Origin of the sequence: Clostridium sp. (genome assembly GCF_040797585.1) — a bacterium.
GTDB lineage: Bacteria > Bacillota > Clostridia > Clostridiales > Clostridiaceae > Clostridium_Z.
In genome coordinates, this window is sequence record NZ_JBFNEO010000029.1 from 1 (window position 1) to 18,375 (window position 18,375).

At 32.3% G+C, this 18,375-nt stretch carries 21 protein-coding genes; all 21 read right to left on the reverse strand.

Features of this window, described 5'->3' with window-relative positions:
* Positions 1–60: 60 nt before the first annotated feature.
* Entirely contained in the window at positions 61–1,137 is a 1,077-nt protein-coding gene (mnmA, locus tag AB2369_RS03370; RefSeq protein ID WP_367665061.1) for a tRNA 2-thiouridine(34) synthase MnmA, read from the reverse strand.
* Between the two features lie 28 nt (positions 1,138–1,165).
* Positions 1,166–1,591, reverse strand: a complete 426-nt coding sequence (nifU, locus tag AB2369_RS03375) for a Fe-S cluster assembly scaffold protein NifU (protein ID WP_367665081.1) — start codon at positions 1,589–1,591, stop codon at positions 1,166–1,168.
* Positions 1,592–1,596: 5 nt separating this feature from the next.
* Complete coding sequence (gene nifS, locus AB2369_RS03380; RefSeq protein ID WP_367665062.1) at positions 1,597–2,787, reverse strand: cysteine desulfurase NifS; 1,191 nt, start codon at positions 2,785–2,787, stop codon at positions 1,597–1,599.
* A 20-nt stretch (positions 2,788–2,807) separates the two neighbouring features.
* A complete protein-coding gene (locus AB2369_RS03385; RefSeq protein ID WP_367665063.1) occupies positions 2,808–3,254 on the reverse strand; it encodes an Rrf2 family transcriptional regulator in 447 nt (148 codons plus the stop codon).
* 129 nt (positions 3,255–3,383) lie between these two features.
* Complete coding sequence (locus AB2369_RS03390; protein ID WP_367665064.1) at positions 3,384–4,637, reverse strand: replication-associated recombination protein A; 1,254 nt, start codon at positions 4,635–4,637, stop codon at positions 3,384–3,386.
* A 299-nt stretch (positions 4,638–4,936) separates the two neighbouring features.
* Positions 4,937–5,419: a hypothetical protein gene (locus AB2369_RS03395; RefSeq protein WP_367665065.1), complete on the reverse strand. Its 483-nt coding sequence runs from the start codon at positions 5,417–5,419 to the stop codon at positions 4,937–4,939.
* A gap of 152 nt (positions 5,420–5,571) precedes the next feature.
* Positions 5,572–6,378, reverse strand: a complete 807-nt coding sequence (locus tag AB2369_RS03400) for an acetyl-CoA carboxylase carboxyltransferase subunit alpha (RefSeq protein WP_367665066.1) — start codon at positions 6,376–6,378, stop codon at positions 5,572–5,574.
* Positions 6,371–7,264 carry an acetyl-CoA carboxylase, carboxyltransferase subunit beta gene (gene accD, locus AB2369_RS03405; RefSeq protein WP_367665067.1) on the reverse strand — a complete coding sequence of 298 codons (894 nt, stop codon included), beginning with the start codon at positions 7,262–7,264 and terminating at the stop codon, positions 6,371–6,373. Before accD ends, AB2369_RS03400 begins: the two co-directional genes overlap by 8 nt.
* Positions 7,261–8,610, reverse strand: coding sequence for an acetyl-CoA carboxylase biotin carboxylase subunit (locus tag AB2369_RS03410; protein WP_367665068.1), 1,350 nt, complete (start codon positions 8,608–8,610; stop codon positions 7,261–7,263). The genes accD and AB2369_RS03410 overlap by 4 nt, the downstream gene beginning before the upstream one ends.
* An 11-nt stretch (positions 8,611–8,621) precedes the next feature.
* On the reverse strand, positions 8,622–9,053 hold the full coding sequence (fabZ, locus tag AB2369_RS03415) for a 3-hydroxyacyl-ACP dehydratase FabZ (RefSeq protein ID WP_367665069.1): 432 nt from the start codon (positions 9,051–9,053) through the stop codon (positions 8,622–8,624).
* Positions 9,054–9,056: 3 nt separating this feature from the next.
* Positions 9,057–9,542 (reverse strand): acetyl-CoA carboxylase biotin carboxyl carrier protein, encoded by a 486-nt coding sequence (gene accB, locus AB2369_RS03420; RefSeq protein WP_367665070.1) that lies wholly within the window; start codon positions 9,540–9,542, stop codon positions 9,057–9,059.
* A 2-nt stretch (positions 9,543–9,544) separates the two neighbouring features.
* Entirely contained in the window at positions 9,545–10,780 is a 1,236-nt protein-coding gene (gene fabF, locus AB2369_RS03425) for a beta-ketoacyl-ACP synthase II (protein WP_367665071.1), read from the reverse strand.
* Between the two features lie 12 nt (positions 10,781–10,792).
* Positions 10,793–11,533: a 3-oxoacyl-[acyl-carrier-protein] reductase gene (gene fabG / locus AB2369_RS03430; protein ID WP_367665072.1), complete on the reverse strand. Its 741-nt coding sequence runs from the start codon at positions 11,531–11,533 to the stop codon at positions 10,793–10,795.
* On the reverse strand, positions 11,533–12,474 hold the full coding sequence (fabD, locus tag AB2369_RS03435) for an ACP S-malonyltransferase (RefSeq protein ID WP_367665073.1): 942 nt from the start codon (positions 12,472–12,474) through the stop codon (positions 11,533–11,535). The genes fabG and fabD overlap by 1 nt, the downstream gene beginning before the upstream one ends.
* 3 nt (positions 12,475–12,477) lie before the next feature.
* On the reverse strand, positions 12,478–13,419 hold the full coding sequence (gene fabK / locus AB2369_RS03440; RefSeq protein ID WP_367665074.1) for an enoyl-[acyl-carrier-protein] reductase FabK: 942 nt from the start codon (positions 13,417–13,419) through the stop codon (positions 12,478–12,480).
* A 65-nt stretch (positions 13,420–13,484) separates the two neighbouring features.
* Positions 13,485–13,706 carry an acyl carrier protein gene (gene acpP / locus AB2369_RS03445; RefSeq protein ID WP_367665075.1) on the reverse strand — a complete coding sequence of 74 codons (222 nt, stop codon included), beginning with the start codon at positions 13,704–13,706 and terminating at the stop codon, positions 13,485–13,487.
* 22 nt (positions 13,707–13,728) lie between these two features.
* Entirely contained in the window at positions 13,729–14,700 is a 972-nt protein-coding gene (locus tag AB2369_RS03450) for a beta-ketoacyl-ACP synthase III (RefSeq protein WP_367665076.1), read from the reverse strand.
* 1 nt (position 14,701) lies between these two features.
* Positions 14,702–15,163, reverse strand: a complete 462-nt coding sequence (locus tag AB2369_RS03455; protein ID WP_367665077.1) for a MarR family winged helix-turn-helix transcriptional regulator — start codon at positions 15,161–15,163, stop codon at positions 14,702–14,704.
* 196 nt (positions 15,164–15,359) lie between these two features.
* Complete coding sequence (locus AB2369_RS03460; RefSeq protein ID WP_367665078.1) at positions 15,360–16,124, reverse strand: histidinol-phosphatase HisJ family protein; 765 nt, start codon at positions 16,122–16,124, stop codon at positions 15,360–15,362.
* The gene (locus AB2369_RS03465) at positions 16,117–16,632 is read right to left on the reverse strand and encodes a flavin reductase family protein (RefSeq protein WP_367665079.1); all 516 of its coding nucleotides are present in this window, start codon (positions 16,630–16,632) and stop codon (positions 16,117–16,119) included. Before AB2369_RS03465 ends, AB2369_RS03460 begins: the two co-directional genes overlap by 8 nt.
* 448 nt (positions 16,633–17,080) lie before the next feature.
* Complete coding sequence (gene glyA, locus AB2369_RS03470) at positions 17,081–18,316, reverse strand: serine hydroxymethyltransferase (RefSeq protein WP_367665080.1); 1,236 nt, start codon at positions 18,314–18,316, stop codon at positions 17,081–17,083.
* Positions 18,317–18,375 lie beyond the last annotated feature (59 nt).

Sequence of the window (18,375 nt, forward strand, 5' to 3'; positions counted from 1 at the left end):
TCCTAAACATAAGGTATTATTTAAAATTAAATTTATATGTTAAATACTTATTTAAAATACTTAAATTAATCCATCTATTATTCCGCCACCAACTACTATGTCATCATTATAAAATACAACAGACTGACCTTTTGTTATGGCCCTTTGTTTTTCTTCAAATTCAACCTTAACTTTCCCGTCTTCCATTGGAGTTATTATAGCATTGCCTGGCTTTGCAGAATATCTTATTTTAGCTTGAACTTTTACCGGTTCCTTAAGTTCATCAAAAGCTATAAAGTTTAAATCCTTTGCTACCAAAGTAGTCTTAAATATATCCTCTTCACTACCAAGAACTACTTCATTGTTTAAAGGATTTATATCTATAACGAACATTGGCCTTCCAAGAGCTATTCCAAGTCCCTTTCTTTGACCTATAGTATAGTAAACTATGCCTTTATGCTTTCCTAACCTATTTCCTTCTTTATCTACAAAATAACCTTCTTTAACCCTTTGTGGCATAACTTCTTTTATATACTTACCATGATTATTATCAGGTATAAAGCATATTTCTTCACTATCTTTCTTATTGTGAACATCAAGACCAATTTCCTTAGCTATAGAACGTATAACATCCTTTGAGTATTCCCCACAAGGCATTAAAGTACGTGCAAGCTGATCTTGTTTTAAATTATAAAGAGCATAGGTTTGATCTTTCTTATCATCTTCTGATCTTTGAAGAAGGTATCTTCCCTCTCTCTCTATAACTTTTGCATAATGACCTGTAGCAACATAATCTGCTCCAAGTCCCATAGCTCTTCTTAGAAGCTCATCAAACTTTATATGTTTGTTGCATGCAACACATGGGTTTGGAGTTCTTCCTTTCATGTATTCATCAACGAAATAATCTATAACATCTCTTTTAAATACATCTGTAAAGTTTAAAACATAAAAAGGTATATCTAACTTATCTGCTACTCTTCTTGCATCATTTACAGCTGATAAGGAACAACATCCGCCTTCTTTCTCTTCATATTCCTCATCAGATTGCCATACCTTCATGGTAACTCCGATAACCTCATAGCCTTGCTTTTTTAGTAGGTAAGCCGCTACAGAGCTATCTACTCCTCCACTCATTCCTACTACGACTTTTTTATTCATTTAAATCACCTTTTATTTATTATTATTATTAATGGCCATGAACATGATCGTGAATATCATGATACTCCTTTGTCTCCCATGGTTCTAGGCCTTGATTTATTCTATAATCATTTATAGCCTTATGGATAGCTTCTTCTGCTAGAACTGAACAGTGCATTTTTACTGGTGGAAGACCATCTAATGCTTCTGCCACTGCCTTGTTTGTTAACTCCCAAGCCTCTTCAACAGTCTTTCCTATAATAAGTTCTGTTGCCATACTTGATGAAGCTATAGCTGAGCCACATCCAAAAGTCATAAATTTAGCATCTTTTATTACATTATTCTCTATATCTAAATATATTTTCATTATATCTCCGCATTTAGCGTTTCCAACTTCACCAATACCATTAGCTTCTTCTATTTCCCCTACATTTCTTGGATTTCTAAAATGATCCATTACCTTCTCACTATACATCATAACTATTTTTCCCCTCTCTTTTTAAAGTCATACCATAATGGTGACATGTTTCTAAGTCTTTCTATTATCGGTGGAAGCTTTTCTAAAACATAGTTAGCCTCCTCCTCTGTACTTGTCTCCCCTAAAGAAAGTCTTAAAGAACCATGAGATGTTTCATGATCTAGCCCTATAGATAGTAGCACATGGGAAGGATCTAATGCACCTGAAGTACAAGCACTTCCACTTGATCCACATATACCTTCATAATCTAAGGATAGAAGTATTCCTTCTCCTTCTATAAATCTAAAACACACATTAACATTACCTGGAAGTCTTTTATCTTCTCTAGGTCCATTTAATCTTGTGTATGGTATGGTTTCTAATATTTCATTTATTAGCTTATCACGAAGAACAGTAAGTCTTTTGCTTTCTTCTTCCATATTTTCTATTGAAAGTTCTATAGCTTTTCCAAGTCCAACTATTCCTGGAACATTTTCTGTTCCTGCTCTTCTTGCCCTTTCCTGTCCTCCACCATGGATAAGATTATCTATTCTTATGCCTTTTCTTATGTATAAAGCCCCTACACCTTTAGGTCCATATATCTTATGGGCTGATAAAGAAAGTAAATCTATATTCATTTCTTTAACATCTACTGGTATATGTCCAATAGCTTGAACTGCATCTGTATGGAATATTATCTTATTCTCCCTGCATATTTCACCTATTTCTTTTATTGGCTGTATAGTTCCTATTTCATTATTTGCAAACATTATAGAAACTAAGATTGTATCGTCTTTTATAACTGCTTTAAGCTTATCAATCTCAACAAAGCCTTCTTCGTTAACATCTAAATATGTAACTTCAAAACCATTTTTTTCAAGCCATTCACAGCAGTGTAAAAGTCCATGATGTTCTATTTTAGTAGTTATTATATGTCTTCCTTTATTAGCATGAGCGAAGGCTATACCTTTTACTGCCCAGTTATCTGCTTCTGTTCCCCCAGATGTAAAATAGACTTCACTACTATCACAGTTTATAGCCTTAGACACTTTAGTTCTAGCTCTATCTATGGCTTTTTTGCTTTCTCTTGATATTGAGTAAGCTGAAGACGGGTTACCATAATATTCTGTAAAATATGGTGTCATCTCCTTTAAAACTTCTTCCTTTACATAAGTTGTAGCTGCATAATCCATATACACTATTTTCTTATCCATAGTTTCACTCCCTATTTACTCTAAATATTTATTCCCTTGATGATGCTTTTATTTTCTGCCATGCTATTGTAGTCATCTACTATATCCCTTAAAGTAACTGACTCCATAACACTATCTATACTATTTTTTATCTTTTCCCAAAGAAGCCTCGTAGCACAGCAATCTATATTACTACATGTGGTACTATCTACACAATCAGATATTTCAATAGGACCTTCTAGTACGTTCATAATATCAGCTACGGTTATTTCCTCTGGCGCCTTATTTAGAACATAGCCCCCCTGTGCTCCCCTTATACTTTTAATAAGTCCTGATTTTCTTAAAGGGGAAAATAGCTGCTCTAAATAATACTCAGATATATGTTGTCTTTTCGATATACTTTTAATAGATACAGGGCTTCCTTTATAGTGTATGGCAAGGTCTACCATTGCCTTAACCCCATATTTTCCTTTAGTGGATAATTTCATTATTTCTCACTCCTAAACTCGAGTGTTTTACTAGGTTTTCCAAAATTATTTTATCAAATCCGACTATAATTGTCAACAATAGCAAACTAATGGTATCAAGCTAATTATCTTAGAAATTTCAAATAGCAATCATTTATTTTTTATATTATTCCAATAGGCCTCACTCAGTTTTTCCATCTTATTATTACCATAATTGTAGTAGATACATCCTTTTAAATTTTCTGGAAGATAATACTGTTTTACATAGCTATTCTCATAGTTATGAGGATATTTGTACTCTATCCCTCTCCCCATGGATTTAGCTCCATTATAATGAGAATCTTTCAGATAGGTAGGTATTTCACCTATATTCTTACTATTTAAATCTCTCATTGCCTTATCTATTGCTACATATGCACTATTAGATTTTGGGCATGTAGCTAAAAATATTGTAGCTTCCGCCAGGGGAATCCTTGCCTCTGGAAATCCTAATTCTCTTGCTGAATCCACACAAGCTTTAACAATGGTTATAGCCTGTGGGTGAGCAAGACCTATGTCTTCTGAGGCTATAACTAAAAGTCTTCTACAAATAGATATAAGATCCCCACCTTTTATAAGCATAGCTAAATAAAACACTGCTCCATCAGGATCACTACCTCTAATAGATTTTTGAAAAGCACTTAAAACATCATAATGAGAATCTCCATCTCTGTCAAAATTAAGTACCTTCTCCCCAGCTACTTCTTCTAAATCTCTAAATGTTATTTTATCCCCATCTCTACTATTTATGAGAATTTCTAAAATATTTAATCCTCGTCTGAAATCTCCATCACTTAATTTTGGAATCTCTCTTAAAACATCACTCTCTATATTTATATTTATTTTATTCTCTTTTTCAATTCTATTTATAGCGGTTTTAAGACCCTCTTCTATATCCTCAGTGGTAAGAAGCTTAAACTCTACTACTGTGGCTCTACTTAAAATAGCTTTAAAGATATGAAAATATGGATTTTCAGTAGTACTACCTATTAGAGTTATTTTGCCATTTTCCATATATTCAAGAAGAACTTGCTGAGTTCTCTTAGGAAAATGATGTATCTCATCTATATAAACCACAACTCCCTTATATCCTAAAAAGGTATCTAAATCTCCAATAATATCCTTAATATCCTTCAATGAATCTGTTGTAGCATTAAGCTTATACAACTTCCTATCGCTTATTTTAGCTATTATATTAGCCACAGTTGTTTTACCAACTCCTGGAGGACCATAAAATATCATATTAGGAATATATTTAGTATTAGCTATTCTATTTAAAAGCTTTCCTTTCCCTAATATATGTTTTTGTCCTACTACCTCTTCTAAAGTACTCGGTCTCATAAGTTCCGCTAATGGTATATTCATAATAAATCACCTGTTTTAATTTTATTTCCTGGAAAATTTATACTTCTTTTCATTGTTTTATTTATATATTATATCATAAATAAATAATTTGAGACTATGGGTGTTTTATGATATGTAAAAGAAATAGAAGTATTTTTACTTTTCTATACTTAAATTTTCATTATGGCTTAAAAAACCTCTCTAAATTATCTTATTCTATTTAATTTACGTAAACATACTATTTAACATAATTAAATAGAAGTTAAGAGAAGATTATAAAAACCTACTCTTAACTTCTTTAATAATTATATGTATTTTAACTAATGTACACTTCTTTCATTAATAGCCTTTTTAGGATCTATTTTTAAAGTGTTTTTATTAATATCTATATCTATTGCATTTACAGTAATAGCACCTTTTTCATTGTATTTAACCTTAAATGTTATGGTTTCTATATCTTCTGAAGGTTTAATAGAGGTCATTACCTCATATTCTTCTAAAATTTTATCCTCATAAAGAGCCTTTATGTAACTTTCATTATATCCACTCTTTTCTTCTTCTATATACATATCGCTCATCTTTTTATAATCTTTCTCTTTCCATGCCTTAAGGTAAGCTTCTGCTTCCCTTTCTAACTTCTCCTCTTCAGTATACGTTTTTTCTTCCTTAATTTCACTTTGAGTAACTTGTGTGTTTTTAACCTCTTTAGTTTTATGATTCTTATTTAATGCATATACTATGGAGCCACCTATTAAAACCACTACAAGACCTAAGGTAAGAGTAGCATGCATATTTTTATTCATTAGTATCACCCCTTTTTAGGTAATTATTATCTTAATACTAAATAATTATACCTTAGTGATAATAAGAATTTATTAAAATATAATGAATGTTTTTTAATATATACATACTTTAAAAGGTTAGAATTTCTTTTTAATCCTAACCTTTTAAAGTCTTATTCATTATAAACTCCAATGTTTCTAAATTTTTCATACCTCTCACTTAGAAGATCATTAATTTTTACATTCCTATATGATTCCAAAGCCTCTATTAAATTATCTTTTAGATTATTAATTGCTCCTAATTTATCTATATGCGCTCCACCATTAGGTTCATTAATTATTCTGTCTATTATATTAAAGCCCTTTAAATCTTTGGCTGTTATTTTCATTATTTCTGCCGCTTCTTTTGTTCTACTTTTATCTTTCCATAAAATAGAGGCAAACCCCTCTGGAGAAAGTATTGAATATATAGAATTCTCCATCATCCAAACCTGATCTCCTATGGCTAAGGCTAAGGCTCCTCCACTTCCACCTTCTCCTAAGATTATAGATATTATGGGTACCTTTATGTCCATAATTTCAAATAGGTTCCTAGCTATGGCTTCTCCTTGCCCTCTTTCTTCTGCTCCCACTCCACAAAAAGCTCCAGGGGTGTCTACAAAACAAATTATAGGTCTTTTGAACTTTTCTCCTTGTTTCATAAGTCTTAGAGCCTTCCTATATCCTTCTGGATGAGGCATTGCAAAATTTCTTTCTATATTCTCTTTAGTATTATCTCCTTTACACTCTGCAATAACTGTAACAGGAATTCCTGAAAGAAATCCTATTCCTCCTATTATTGCCTTATCATCTCCGTAGTATCTATCTCCATGAAGTTCTATAAAGTCTTGGAATATATGGTCTATATATAGTTTAGCAGAAGGTCTTTCCTTACTTCTTGCTATTTCTACTTTATGCCATGCATTATTACTTTTATCCATTATACCAAGCTCCCTTATGCATCAAAATTAAACTATAAAGAATATCTCGCAGTTCTTTTCTATTAACTATTTTATCTATAAAACCTTTTTCAAGTAAAAACTCCACCCTCTGAAAATCTTCTGGTAATGTTTCCTTAATTGTATTCTCTATGACCCTTCTTCCTGCAAAACCTACTAAGGCTTTGCTTTCTCCAAGAATTATATCCCCAAGCATTGCAAAGGATGCAGTGACTCCTCCAGTAGTCGGATCTGTAAGTACTGTTATATATACTCCTCCTGCATTATGAAGTTTCTTTAATGCTCCACTTATCTTTGCCATTTGCATTAATGAAAATATCCCTTCTTGCATTCTAGCCCCTCCAGATGCAGTAAAGATTATAAGTGGAAGTCTTTCTTTAGTAGCTTTCTCAATAAGTCTTGTGATTCTTTCTCCTACTACTGATCCCATGCTTCCCATAAAGAAATTACTATCCATAATAGCAATTAAACAAGCTTCATCCTTTATCTTTCCTTGAAAGCATACAACTGCCTCATTTTCCTTAGCAGTTTTTATAGTATTTTTTATTTTCTCCCCGTACCCTTCAAAATTTAATGGGTTTAAGGTTTTTATATCATTAAAAAGTTTATAATAACTTCCTTCATCAAATATAAATTCAGCTCTTTCAGAGGCACATAACCTAAAATGATTATTACAATAAGGACAAACTTTTAAATTATTCATTAGATCTTTATTATATAGAATCTTATTACATCCATCACATTTGATCCATGTACCTTCTGGTATATTAGGCCTATTAGGCTCTTCATGTATACCCTCATCTTCCTTATGAAGAGACCTCTTACTTACAGTTATATAATTATTTTTTTTAAATAGGTTTTTTATCATAATTTATTCACCAACTTATCTCTTAAGAAAGAAGTATTATAATTTCCTTTTATAAAATCCTCATGATTTAATATATTAAAATGAAGCTCTATATTATTATCTACTCCCTCAATAACAAACTCTAAAAGAGCTCTTTTCATTTTCATAATAGCCTCATCTCTATCCTTTCCATAAGCAATAAGTTTAGCTATCATGGAATCATAAAATGGTGGTATTTTATATCCCTCATAGACACTACTATCTATTCTAATACCGTTGCCTCCTGGAATTATAAGAGAAGTTATGGTTCCTGGACATGGCATATAGTTCTTACTTGGATTTTCTGCATTTATCCTACACTCAATGGCATGGCCCTTAAGTTCTACTTCACTCTGTGTTATTGAAAGCTTTTCTCCATAAGCTATATTTATTTGTTCTTTTACTATATCTATACTACTTATCATTTCCGTTATTGGATGTTCTACTTGAATTCTTGTATTCATTTCCATAAAGTAAAAATTTTTATTATCGTCTACTAAAAATTCAATAGTTCCTACACTGTTATAATCCACTGCCCTTGCGGCCTTAATTGCTGTTTCTCCCATAGCTTCCCTAAGGTCTTCTGATAAAAGAGTTGAAGGAGCCTCTTCTAAAACCTTTTGGTTATTTCTTTGAATAGAACAATCTCTTTCTCCTAAATGAATTATATTCCCAAAACTATCTCCTATTATTTGAAACTCTATGTGATGAGGATCTTCTATATACTTTTCTATATATATCCTATCATCTCCAAAGGATATATTTGCCTCACTTTTAGCTGTATTATATGCCTTTACTATTTCCTCTTCACTTCTTACAATCCTTATCCCTTTTCCGCCACCGCCACTTACAGCTTTTAGCATTAAAGGGTATCCTATTAATTTCCCTTCCTTTTTTAAGTGATCTTCTCCTTCTATTATTCCCTCAAACCCTGGAACCACTGGGACCTTAGAATTTTTCATTATTTCCCTTGCCTTGGCTTTATCCCCCATACTCTCTATACATTCTTTACTAGGCCCTATAAACTTTATATTACACTCCTCGCATATGGCTGCAAATTTAGGATTTTCAGATAAAAATCCAAACCCTGGGTGTATTGCCTCTGCCCCTGTAAGTACAGTGGCACTTATTATATTTTGTATATTTAGATAACTATCCTTTGGAGAATTAGGTCCTATACAAACTGCCTCATCTGCAAGCTGAGCATGAAAAGAGTCTTTATCTCCCTCTGAATAAACTGCAACTGTCTGTATTCCCATTTCTCTACATGCTCTAATAATCCTTACTGCAATTTCTCCTCTATTAGCTATTAATATCTTCTTAAACATACACATCTCTCCTATTTCGAAAGAGCAAACATTATTTCTCCTTCACAGCATTTTTCTCCTTCTACTGTAGCAATTCCATGGCCTATACCTATAGGCCCCTTAATTTTTGTAATATTAACCTCTAATCTAAGCACATCTCCTGGAACTACTTTTCTTCTAAATCTAACCTTATCTATTCCTGCAAAGTATGCTGTTTTACCCTTATTCTCTAAAACACTTAAGATTGAAACTGCTCCTGCTTGAGCTAAAGCTTCCACAATTAATACTCCTGGCATTACTGGTTCATTTGGAAAGTGCCCTTGAAAAAAATGTTCATTCATGGTCACATTCTTATAGGCTACTACTCTTTTACCTTCCGCAAGCTCCTCTACCTTATCTAATAATAAGAAAGGATATCTGTGAGGTATTATCTCTTGTATCTCCATAATATTTAAACTTCTCATTTTTTAGCTCCTTTTTATCTTAAATAAAGGCTGGCCATATTCAACCATATCTCCATCCTGTACTAATATTTCAATAATCTCACCTTGAGTTTCACACTCTATTTCATTCATAAGCTTCATAGCTTCTATTATGCAAAGAATCTGTCCTTTTTCTATCTTATCTCCTAGTTTAACAAAGGCTTCTGCCTCTGGAGAGGATGCTTTATAGAATGTTCCAACCATTGGTGATATTATAACTTCTCCTTCTTTTTCAGAGGATTCATCCTTCTTTAAAGCTTCATCTTCTGCTACACTAACCTTCTCACCAGAATTTATAAGGCCTTCTTCTATTTTAACTGGCTGTATATCTCTATGTTTTTCTGATATAGAGCCTTCTCTATTTAATGACTTATCTATTTTTATATAGAAATCTCCTTCTTTAATCTCAAGATAAGCTAAAGAAGACTTATCTAAAAACTTAAGAATTTCTTTTATATCATCAACATTCATTTTTATTCCTCCCATTTCTTAAAAAGAAGGGTTGCATTATGTCCTCCAAACCCTAAGGAATTAGATAGAGCATACTTTATTTCTTTTTTGCGTCCCTTATTACTAACATAATCTAAATCACACTCTTCATCTTTTATGTTTAAATTTAAGGTTGCTGGAATAAAACCTTCATATAAAGCCTTTAGACATACAATAGATTCAACTGCTCCTGCTGCTCCTAAAAGATGTCCTGTCATAGACTTAGTAGAACTTATAGGTATATTATAGGAATCTTCTCCAAAAAGACTTTTTATAGCTAAGGTTTCGAATTTATCATTATAAGGAGTAGATGTACCATGAGCATTTATATATCCTATATCTTTCTTATCTATATCCCCTTCTCTTATAGCCATTTCCATAGACCTTTTAGCTCCTTCTCCATCTGGTGATGGTGATGTCATATGGTAAGCATCACAGGTACTACCATAACCTATGATCTCCCCTAGTATTTTTGCTCCTCTTTTTCTTGCATGATCTAAAGTTTCAAGAAGAAGAACTCCTGCACCTTCTCCCATTACAAACCCACTTCTTTCTTTATCAAAAGGAATAGAGGCTCTGTCTTTATCTGTGCCTGTATTTAAAGCAGTTAGTGAAGTAAAGCCTGCTACAGATAAAGGAGTTATTGATCCTTCACACCCTCCTGCTAGAGCCACATCCATATATCCATGTTTTAAACTTCTAAAAGCCTCTCCTATGGAACTACTTCCTGTAGCACAAGCTGTAACCACATCTAAACAGGGACCCTTAGCTCCATATTTTATAGCCACATTTCCTGATGCCATATTTCCTATAATCATAGGTATAACCATAGGTGATACTCTTCTTGGTCCTTTGCTTAAAAGATTTTCATGTTCTCTTTCAAGAGTATTAAATCCTCCAATTCCGCTGCCTATTACTACTCCAAATCTCTCCCTATCTATGGAATCTAAATTTATTTCACTGTTTTTTATAGCTTCTTCTGCCGCTATCATGGCAAATTGACAGAACCTATCGTATCTTTTAGCTTCTCTTTTGTCTAAATAATCTTCTACATTAAAGTTTTTAACCTCTGCTGCTAATTTTACTTTAAAAGTTTCTGTATCAAAAAGAGTTATGTTATCTATACCATTTACTCCTATTTTGCTATTTTCCCAAAACTCTTTAACATTTGTTCCAATGGGAGTAATAGCTCCCATGCCAGTAATAACTACTCTGTTCATCCTAATATCCTCCTACATTACCATTCCACCATCAACATTTATAACCTGGCCAGTTATATAAGATGCACCTTCACTACATAAAAAGGCAACAGCCTCTGCCACATCTTTACCCTCTCCAAGTCTTTTTAGAGGAATAGAATCCTTAAGTTTATTTTTTACATCCTCCGCTAAAACCTCTGTCATATCAGTCTTTATAAAACCTGGAGCAATGGCATTAACTCTTATCCCCTTACCTCCAAGTTCCTTTGCAATAGATTTTGTAAGTCCTATAATTCCTGCCTTAGATGCTGCATAGTTACTTTGACCTGGATTTCCTATAAGCCCTATAACTGAAGATATATTAACTATAACTCCACCTTTTTGTTTAAGCATTATAGGTGTTACATGCTTTATGCAATTAAAAACTCCCTTAAGATTTACATCTATAACTGAATCAAAGTCATCTTCCTTCATTCTTAAAATAAGCTTATCTTTAGTTATTCCTGCATTATTTATAAGAATATCTATACTATTAAACGCTTCTCTGCTCCTCTTTATAAGATCCTCTACCTCGTCATAAGAGCTTACATCTCCCTTTAAAGCTAAGGCATTTCCTCCATTTTTTACTATAGTATCTACAACCTCTAAGGCTCCCTTTTCATCTTTTCTATAATTAACTATAACTTTAGCTCCCAAAGACCCAAGCTTTAAAGCTATTTCTCGTCCTATACCACGATTACCCCCTGTAACTAAAGCACATTTATTTTTTATCATTAAACTTCACCTCTTAATACACTTATAGTATTATTTAAAGATTTCAAATCTTCTGTGTTTAATACTTCTACTTTCCTGTTTATCTTCTTAATAAAGCTACTTAAAGTTTTAGATGGTCCTACCTCAACAAAAGTATTAATTCCCTCTTCTATCATAACTTCTATAGATTGCTGGAATAATACTGAAGATCTTACACCCTCTTTTAAATATTCCTTTATCCTATCAGTATCTTTAACAACCTCTCCCTTTAAATTACATACGTAAGGTACTTTTAAGGGTTTTAAGTCTATGTTATTTAACTCTTTTTCAAGGTTTAAAGCAGCTTCATTTAACATAGAACTATGAAATGGACCGCTGACGTTAAGTTTTATCCCTTTTAGAACACCAAAATCCTTTGAAATTTCTATAGCATAATCTATTGCTTGAACCTCTCCTGATAAAACAATTTGTCCTGGGCAGTTAAAGTTTGCTATCTCAATTATTCCCTTCTCTGATGCCTTTTTCACAAGACTTCTTAAACTTTCTTCCCTTCCTCCTATCATAGCTGCCATAGTTCCTCTTCCTCTTGATACCGCCTCATTCATAAACTTCCCTCTCTTTTTTACAAGAGGTAGCGCCTCTTCAAAACCCAGTGTTTCACTTGCAACTATTGCTGAATACTCACCAAGACTAAGGCCTGCCACCATATGAGGCTTTATATGATTTTCCTTTAAAATCTCTAATATAGCTGTAGATAAGATTAACAATGCTGGTTGAGTATTCTCTGTATCACTTAATTCCTCCTCAGTACCATTAAACATTAATTCTTTTATATCAAATCCTAAGATTTCATTTCCCTTTTCAAATATATCTCTTACTTTTTCAAAATTATAGTAAAGTTCTCTTCCCATTCCAATATATTGAGCTCCCTGACCTGGAAATACAAATCCTATCTTTCTCATGATCTATACTCTCTCCTTAAGAAGGTTAATAACTTGAAAGGCTTCATTAAACATTTCCTCTATTATTTCCTTAGCTGGTTGTTCTTTTTTTATAAGTCCTGCTATTTGTCCTGCCATGACAGATCCATAATCTACATCTCCGTCTCTTACTGCCTTTGGAAGAGCTCCACGTCCTAAGTTTTCAATTTCCTCTAAAGGTGCACCCTCTTTTTCTAACTTTTGAAATTGTCTTGCTAATTTATTCTTAAGTACTCTTACAGGATGGCCAGTTACTCTACCTGTAACTATGGTATCTATGTCTTTAGCTTTTAACACTCTTTCCTTATAATTTTTATGTATATTACACTCCTTAGCTACTAAAAATCTAGTTCCTACTTGCACTCCTTCTGCTCCTAAAGATAAGGCTGCTACCACTCCACGGCCATCTCCAACTCCACCTGCTGCAATAACTGGGATTTTAACTGCATCTTTAACCTGAGGTACTAAAGTCATAGTTGTTAATTCTCCTATATGACCTCCTGCCTCACAACCTTCTACTACAATAGCATCAGCCCCACTTCTTTCCATCCTTAAAGCTAGTGCTACTGAAGCTACTACTGGAATTACCTTTATGTTATGCTTCTTCCACATATCCATGTACTTCCCTGGATTTCCGGCTCCTGTTGTAACAACCTTAACTCCTTCTTCACAAACTACTCTAGAAAGTTCTTCTGCATTAGAGCTTAAAAGCATTATATTAACTCCGAAAGGTTTATCAGTTAAAGTTTTAGTTCTCCTTATTTCTTCTCTTATATAATCTATAGGGGCATTAGCTCCAGCTATTATTCCAAGCCCTCCGCCTTCACTTACTGCTGCTGCTAAGGAGCTATCGGCAACCCAAGCCATTCCCCCTTGAATTATAGGATACTTAATTCCAAGTACTTCACAAACCCTATTATTTTTCATATATTAAATCCTCCTATATAATAGGTCAGATATATAATATCTGACCTATTAATGTATTAAAGCAACTAGTTTTTCTTAGCTTCTATATATTCTACTGCATCCTTTACAGTTTTTATCTTTTCTGCATCTTCTATTTGCACTCCAAATTCTTCCTCAAGCTCTATTATTATTTGGAATAAATCTAAAGAATCTACCCCTAAATCTTGAAAACTAGTTTCTAAAGCTACTTCACTTTCCTCTACTCCTAATTGATCCACTATTACATTTTTTATTTTTTCAAATATCATTTTACATTCCTCCAATTTAATATTAAAATTTTACAAGGGTTGCCCCTACAGTAAGTCCTCCACCAAAAGCTACCATAACCACATTCATATTAGGTTTTACAATCCCTTTCTCAAGGGCCTCATTTAAAGCTATAGGCACACTGGCAGAGGATGTGTTTCCATATTTATCTAAATTAATGAAAAACTTATTTATATTCATTTTAAGCTTTTTACTTGCATATTCTATTATTCTATAGTTGGCTTGATGTGGTATTATAACATCTACATCCTCAAGGGTTAATCCCCCTTCTATAACCACCTTTTCCACTGCCTCTATCATAGCAGAAGTTGCAAATTTAAATACAGCTCCACCATCCATATGTATAGATGAGTTTAAAGTCTCAATAGGTTCACTCATAAAAATATTATTTAAAGGAGTACCTCCTATGGTTAAACACATTCCAAGATCTCCAAAAGATTTAGAATATGTGGTAATTATGCCTTTATCTCCTTCAGAAAGCACTACAGCTCCTGCCCCATCTCCAAAAAGTACACAGGTATTTCTGTCCTTCCAATCTACAAACTTTGAAAGCAGCTCTACTCCTATTACTAATACTTTTTTAGCTTTTGAAGCTTTAATAAGGGCTTCTCCTTGTATAAGGGCATATATAAACCCACTACAGGCTCCATTTAAGTCATAGGCTGTAGCATTTACTGCCCCTATCTTACTTTGAACCATACAAGCTGTTGAGGGAGTTACATTTTCTCCGCTTAAAGTTGCCACTATTATATAATCTATTTCTTCTTTAGAAACCTTTGAATCTTTTAATGCTCTTTCTGCTGCTTTAGATGCCACATCACTGGTTTCCTCATCTACTGCAATTCTTCTCTCTCTTATTCCAGTTCTTGTAACTATCCATTCATCACTAGTATCTACTATGTCTTCAAGATCTTTATTACTTAAAATCTTAGAGGGTACATAAGCACCACTTCCTAATATTTCAACATAACTCATATTACTTCTCCTTCTTAATAAGGTTATATTTCTCCTTAAAAAACTTACTTAGTTTTTCTAATGAATTTATAAGAATATGTTCTTCTTCCTCACTAAGACCACTAATAGTCTCTCTTATCATATCCTTATGAAATTTTTCGTGAATTCTATAGGCAAGTTTCCCTTGTTTAGTAAGCTCAATAAGAACTACTCTTTTATCCTCCTCTAGCCTCTTTCTATCTACATAACCTTTTTTTATTAATTTATTTATAGCTGTGGTCAGTGTACCTACTGTAATATTAAGTTTATCTGCAACTTCTGACATAGATCTTCCTTCATACATTCCAATAGCCTCTATAGTATGTATTTCAGTTACTGATAAGTCTTTAAAATGTCCCTCTTGAAGAGCATTTTGCTCTATTTTCAATATATCATTAAATAGGTCCACCAAAAGCTCATTTAATACATTAATGCTCTTTGTCATTTCTTCACTCCTAGAAGTATTTTTACAAAACTTTGATTATCAAAACATTATACTTTGATAGTCAAAGTAATTATTTTGATAATCAAAGTATATTACAAGTAAAATTTACTGTCAACTTTCTTATTAATTTTTAACATGTTATTTAAAATTTATACTCTCCCTAAAAATAAAAGAATAAAAAGCCTATAGCCAAAGACTATAAGCTTTTTATTCTTCCTTCTTTAAAATATACAGCTTTTAAATTTGAACATTCTGTTAAGTAATTTCCTATAGAAAAATTATTTCCTATGGATTCTTTACTGTGAGCATCAGAGCCTAAAGTTACTATCTCTCCTCCTAGTTCCTTATACCTTAATAGTATATCCTTCATATTATTCCTTGCAGATTCTAGGTGTAATCTTCTAGTATTTATTTCAAAAGCTATTTCTTTTTCTATTATTCTTTTTAAAACCTCATCTATATAATCACTAAATTCCCTATACCATATCTCCTTATCCTCATAAGGACAATATCTACTTATGTAATCTATATGTGCAAGAACATTTATATACTCATGGCTTCTTATAGAACTCTCCATAAGAGTAAAATATTTTTCAAAAACCTCTCTCTTACTCTTTCCTTCATAAGTAACCTTATCATATATATCATTTCCATCAATCATATGTGTGGATCCTATGATTAAATCAAAATTATATCCTTTTATAAGACTTCTATTGTCATTTACAATTTCTTCTCCCATTCCAAGTTCTATACCAAGAAAGAAATTGTGATTTCTAAGGTTCTCATAAGACTCTACATATTTATTTAAATCAAATCTAAAAAGCTCTTTAACTGGATAATTTAAATCCATATGATCTGTAATAGTAACACCCATATTTAAATCTTTGCATGTTTCTAATATGTCCTCTATTGGCATTTTACTATCTGTAGAAAAATTACTATGAACATGACAATCAATCATTATTTTTTCCCTCCACATAATAGTTAACTATCTCCCCCACATAAATAGTGTGATAATCTCCCTCCATATAAGTAATATCTTCTATGTCATCATTTAAATCTTCTGGTTTAACATCATATTTATATATAACTTTACATTCATAAAATATTGTACATCCATCTATAGAAGGAGTTTCTATAACAGAACTTTCCTTAAGCTTAATATTAAATTTTTCTATTTTATTTACATCCTTATAGGAAGCTGAACCACAAAGCCCAAGTAATCTTCTATATTCCACCTTTGTTGGGATACTAACTGTAAACTCCTTACTATTCTCTATAATATTATGAGAACTTCTTGATTTTCTAACCATCATGGTAAATACAGGTTTTCCCCATTGATTCCCAATAGTTCCCCAATTTATGGTCATTACATTTAAGTTATCACCGTCTTTACAGGTTAAAAATCCTCCATATTTTAAAAAGTACTTCATAGTCTTATCTATATTCTTTATGTATTCAAAGTTCATAAAATTTCCTCCTATGTTAATTTGATTTAAGTGAATTATTATTAGTTTATCAATTATTAATATATATATCAAATCTACCTAATTATTTATTTTAGTTTAAACTTAAAAATTTCAATTTATGTAATAGTATTATATTAATACTTCTAAATATTAATATATACTTTTTTATTTGTCTTATGGATAAAATATTTAGAAGCATATTGGTATATTTTATAAAACTATAGTGTTATAAAATATATCCCAATATGCTTCTTATTTTAGTTTTCCATTGAAAGAAAATATTTATCTGATGGCGAGGAGCTGTAACACCCCATCCTCTTAAAAGGTGGGGGCTAACAGTTGCTATGCCCTAGATTAACTCATCTAACCTTATGGTGATGGAAAACACACCATCTGAAGGAAGATTCGTTCTATGTGCTAATTATTTTCTCCTAAACTCCATCATGCCTTACTTATATAATGGGTGCTTTTTGCAAAGCTCTATAACTTCCTCTCTTATATGAGATAGGTCTTCTTCCCTATGACTTATAACATAGTCGATAAGCCTTGCTATTTCCTTCATATCCTCTTCCTTAAAACCTCTTGAAGTCATAGCAGGAGTTCCCATTCTTATACCTGAAGTTACAAAAGGACTTCTAGTTTCAAAAGGTATAGTATTTTTATTTACTGTTATTCCAACAGAGTCTAATAACTTTTCGGCATCCTTACCTGTTATATCTTTATTAGTTAAATCTATTAATAATAAGTGGTTATCTGTACCACCTGAACTAATTCTAAAACCATATTTCTCTAGCTCTTCACCTAAAACCTTAGCATTTTTTATAACTTGTTCTATATAAGTCTTAAAGCTATCCTCTAAAGCCTCTTTAAAACATACTGCCTTAGCTGCAATTATGTGCATTAAAGGACCACCTTGTATTCCTGGGAATATGTTTTTATCTATATCCTTTGCATATTTTTCTTTGCAAAGAATAACTCCTCCCCTAGGTCCTCTTAGAGTTTTATGAGTTGTTGTAGTTACAAAATCTGCATATGGAACTGGTGATGGATGATGTCCAGTAGCAACAAGTCCAGCTATATGTGCCATATCTACCATTAGGTATGCATTAACCTCATCTGCTATTTCTCTAAACTTTTTAAAGTCTATGGTTCTTGAATAAGCAGATGCTCCTGCAACTATTAGTTTTGGCTTATGTTCTAAAGCAATTTTTCTAACTTCTTCATAATCTATAGTTTCTGTTTCCTTACTAACCTCATAGGATACAAAGTTATATAATTTTCCTGAGAAGTTTACTGGATTTCCATGAGTTAAATGTCCTCCATGGCTTAGGTTCATTCCAAGGACAGTATCTCCTGGATTTAGTATTGCAAAATATACTCCCATATTAGCTTGAGATCCTGAGTGAGGCTGAACGTTAGCATGTTCTGCTCCAAATAATTTTTTAAGTCTTTCCCTTGCTAAATCTTCAACTTTATCTACTACTTCACATCCACCATAATATCTTTTATGAGGATATCCCTCTGCGTATTTATTAGTTAAAGTAGATCCCATTGCTTCCATAACTGCTTTAGATACGAAGTTTTCTGACGCAATAAGCTCTATATTATATTCTTGTCTTTTGCTTTCTTCATTTATGATGTCTAACACATCTACGTCTATTTTTTCTAGATTTTCAAAATTCATTTACCTCACGCCCCTTAGTTAAATTTACTATAAAATATATTCTATAGTCTATATTCTCT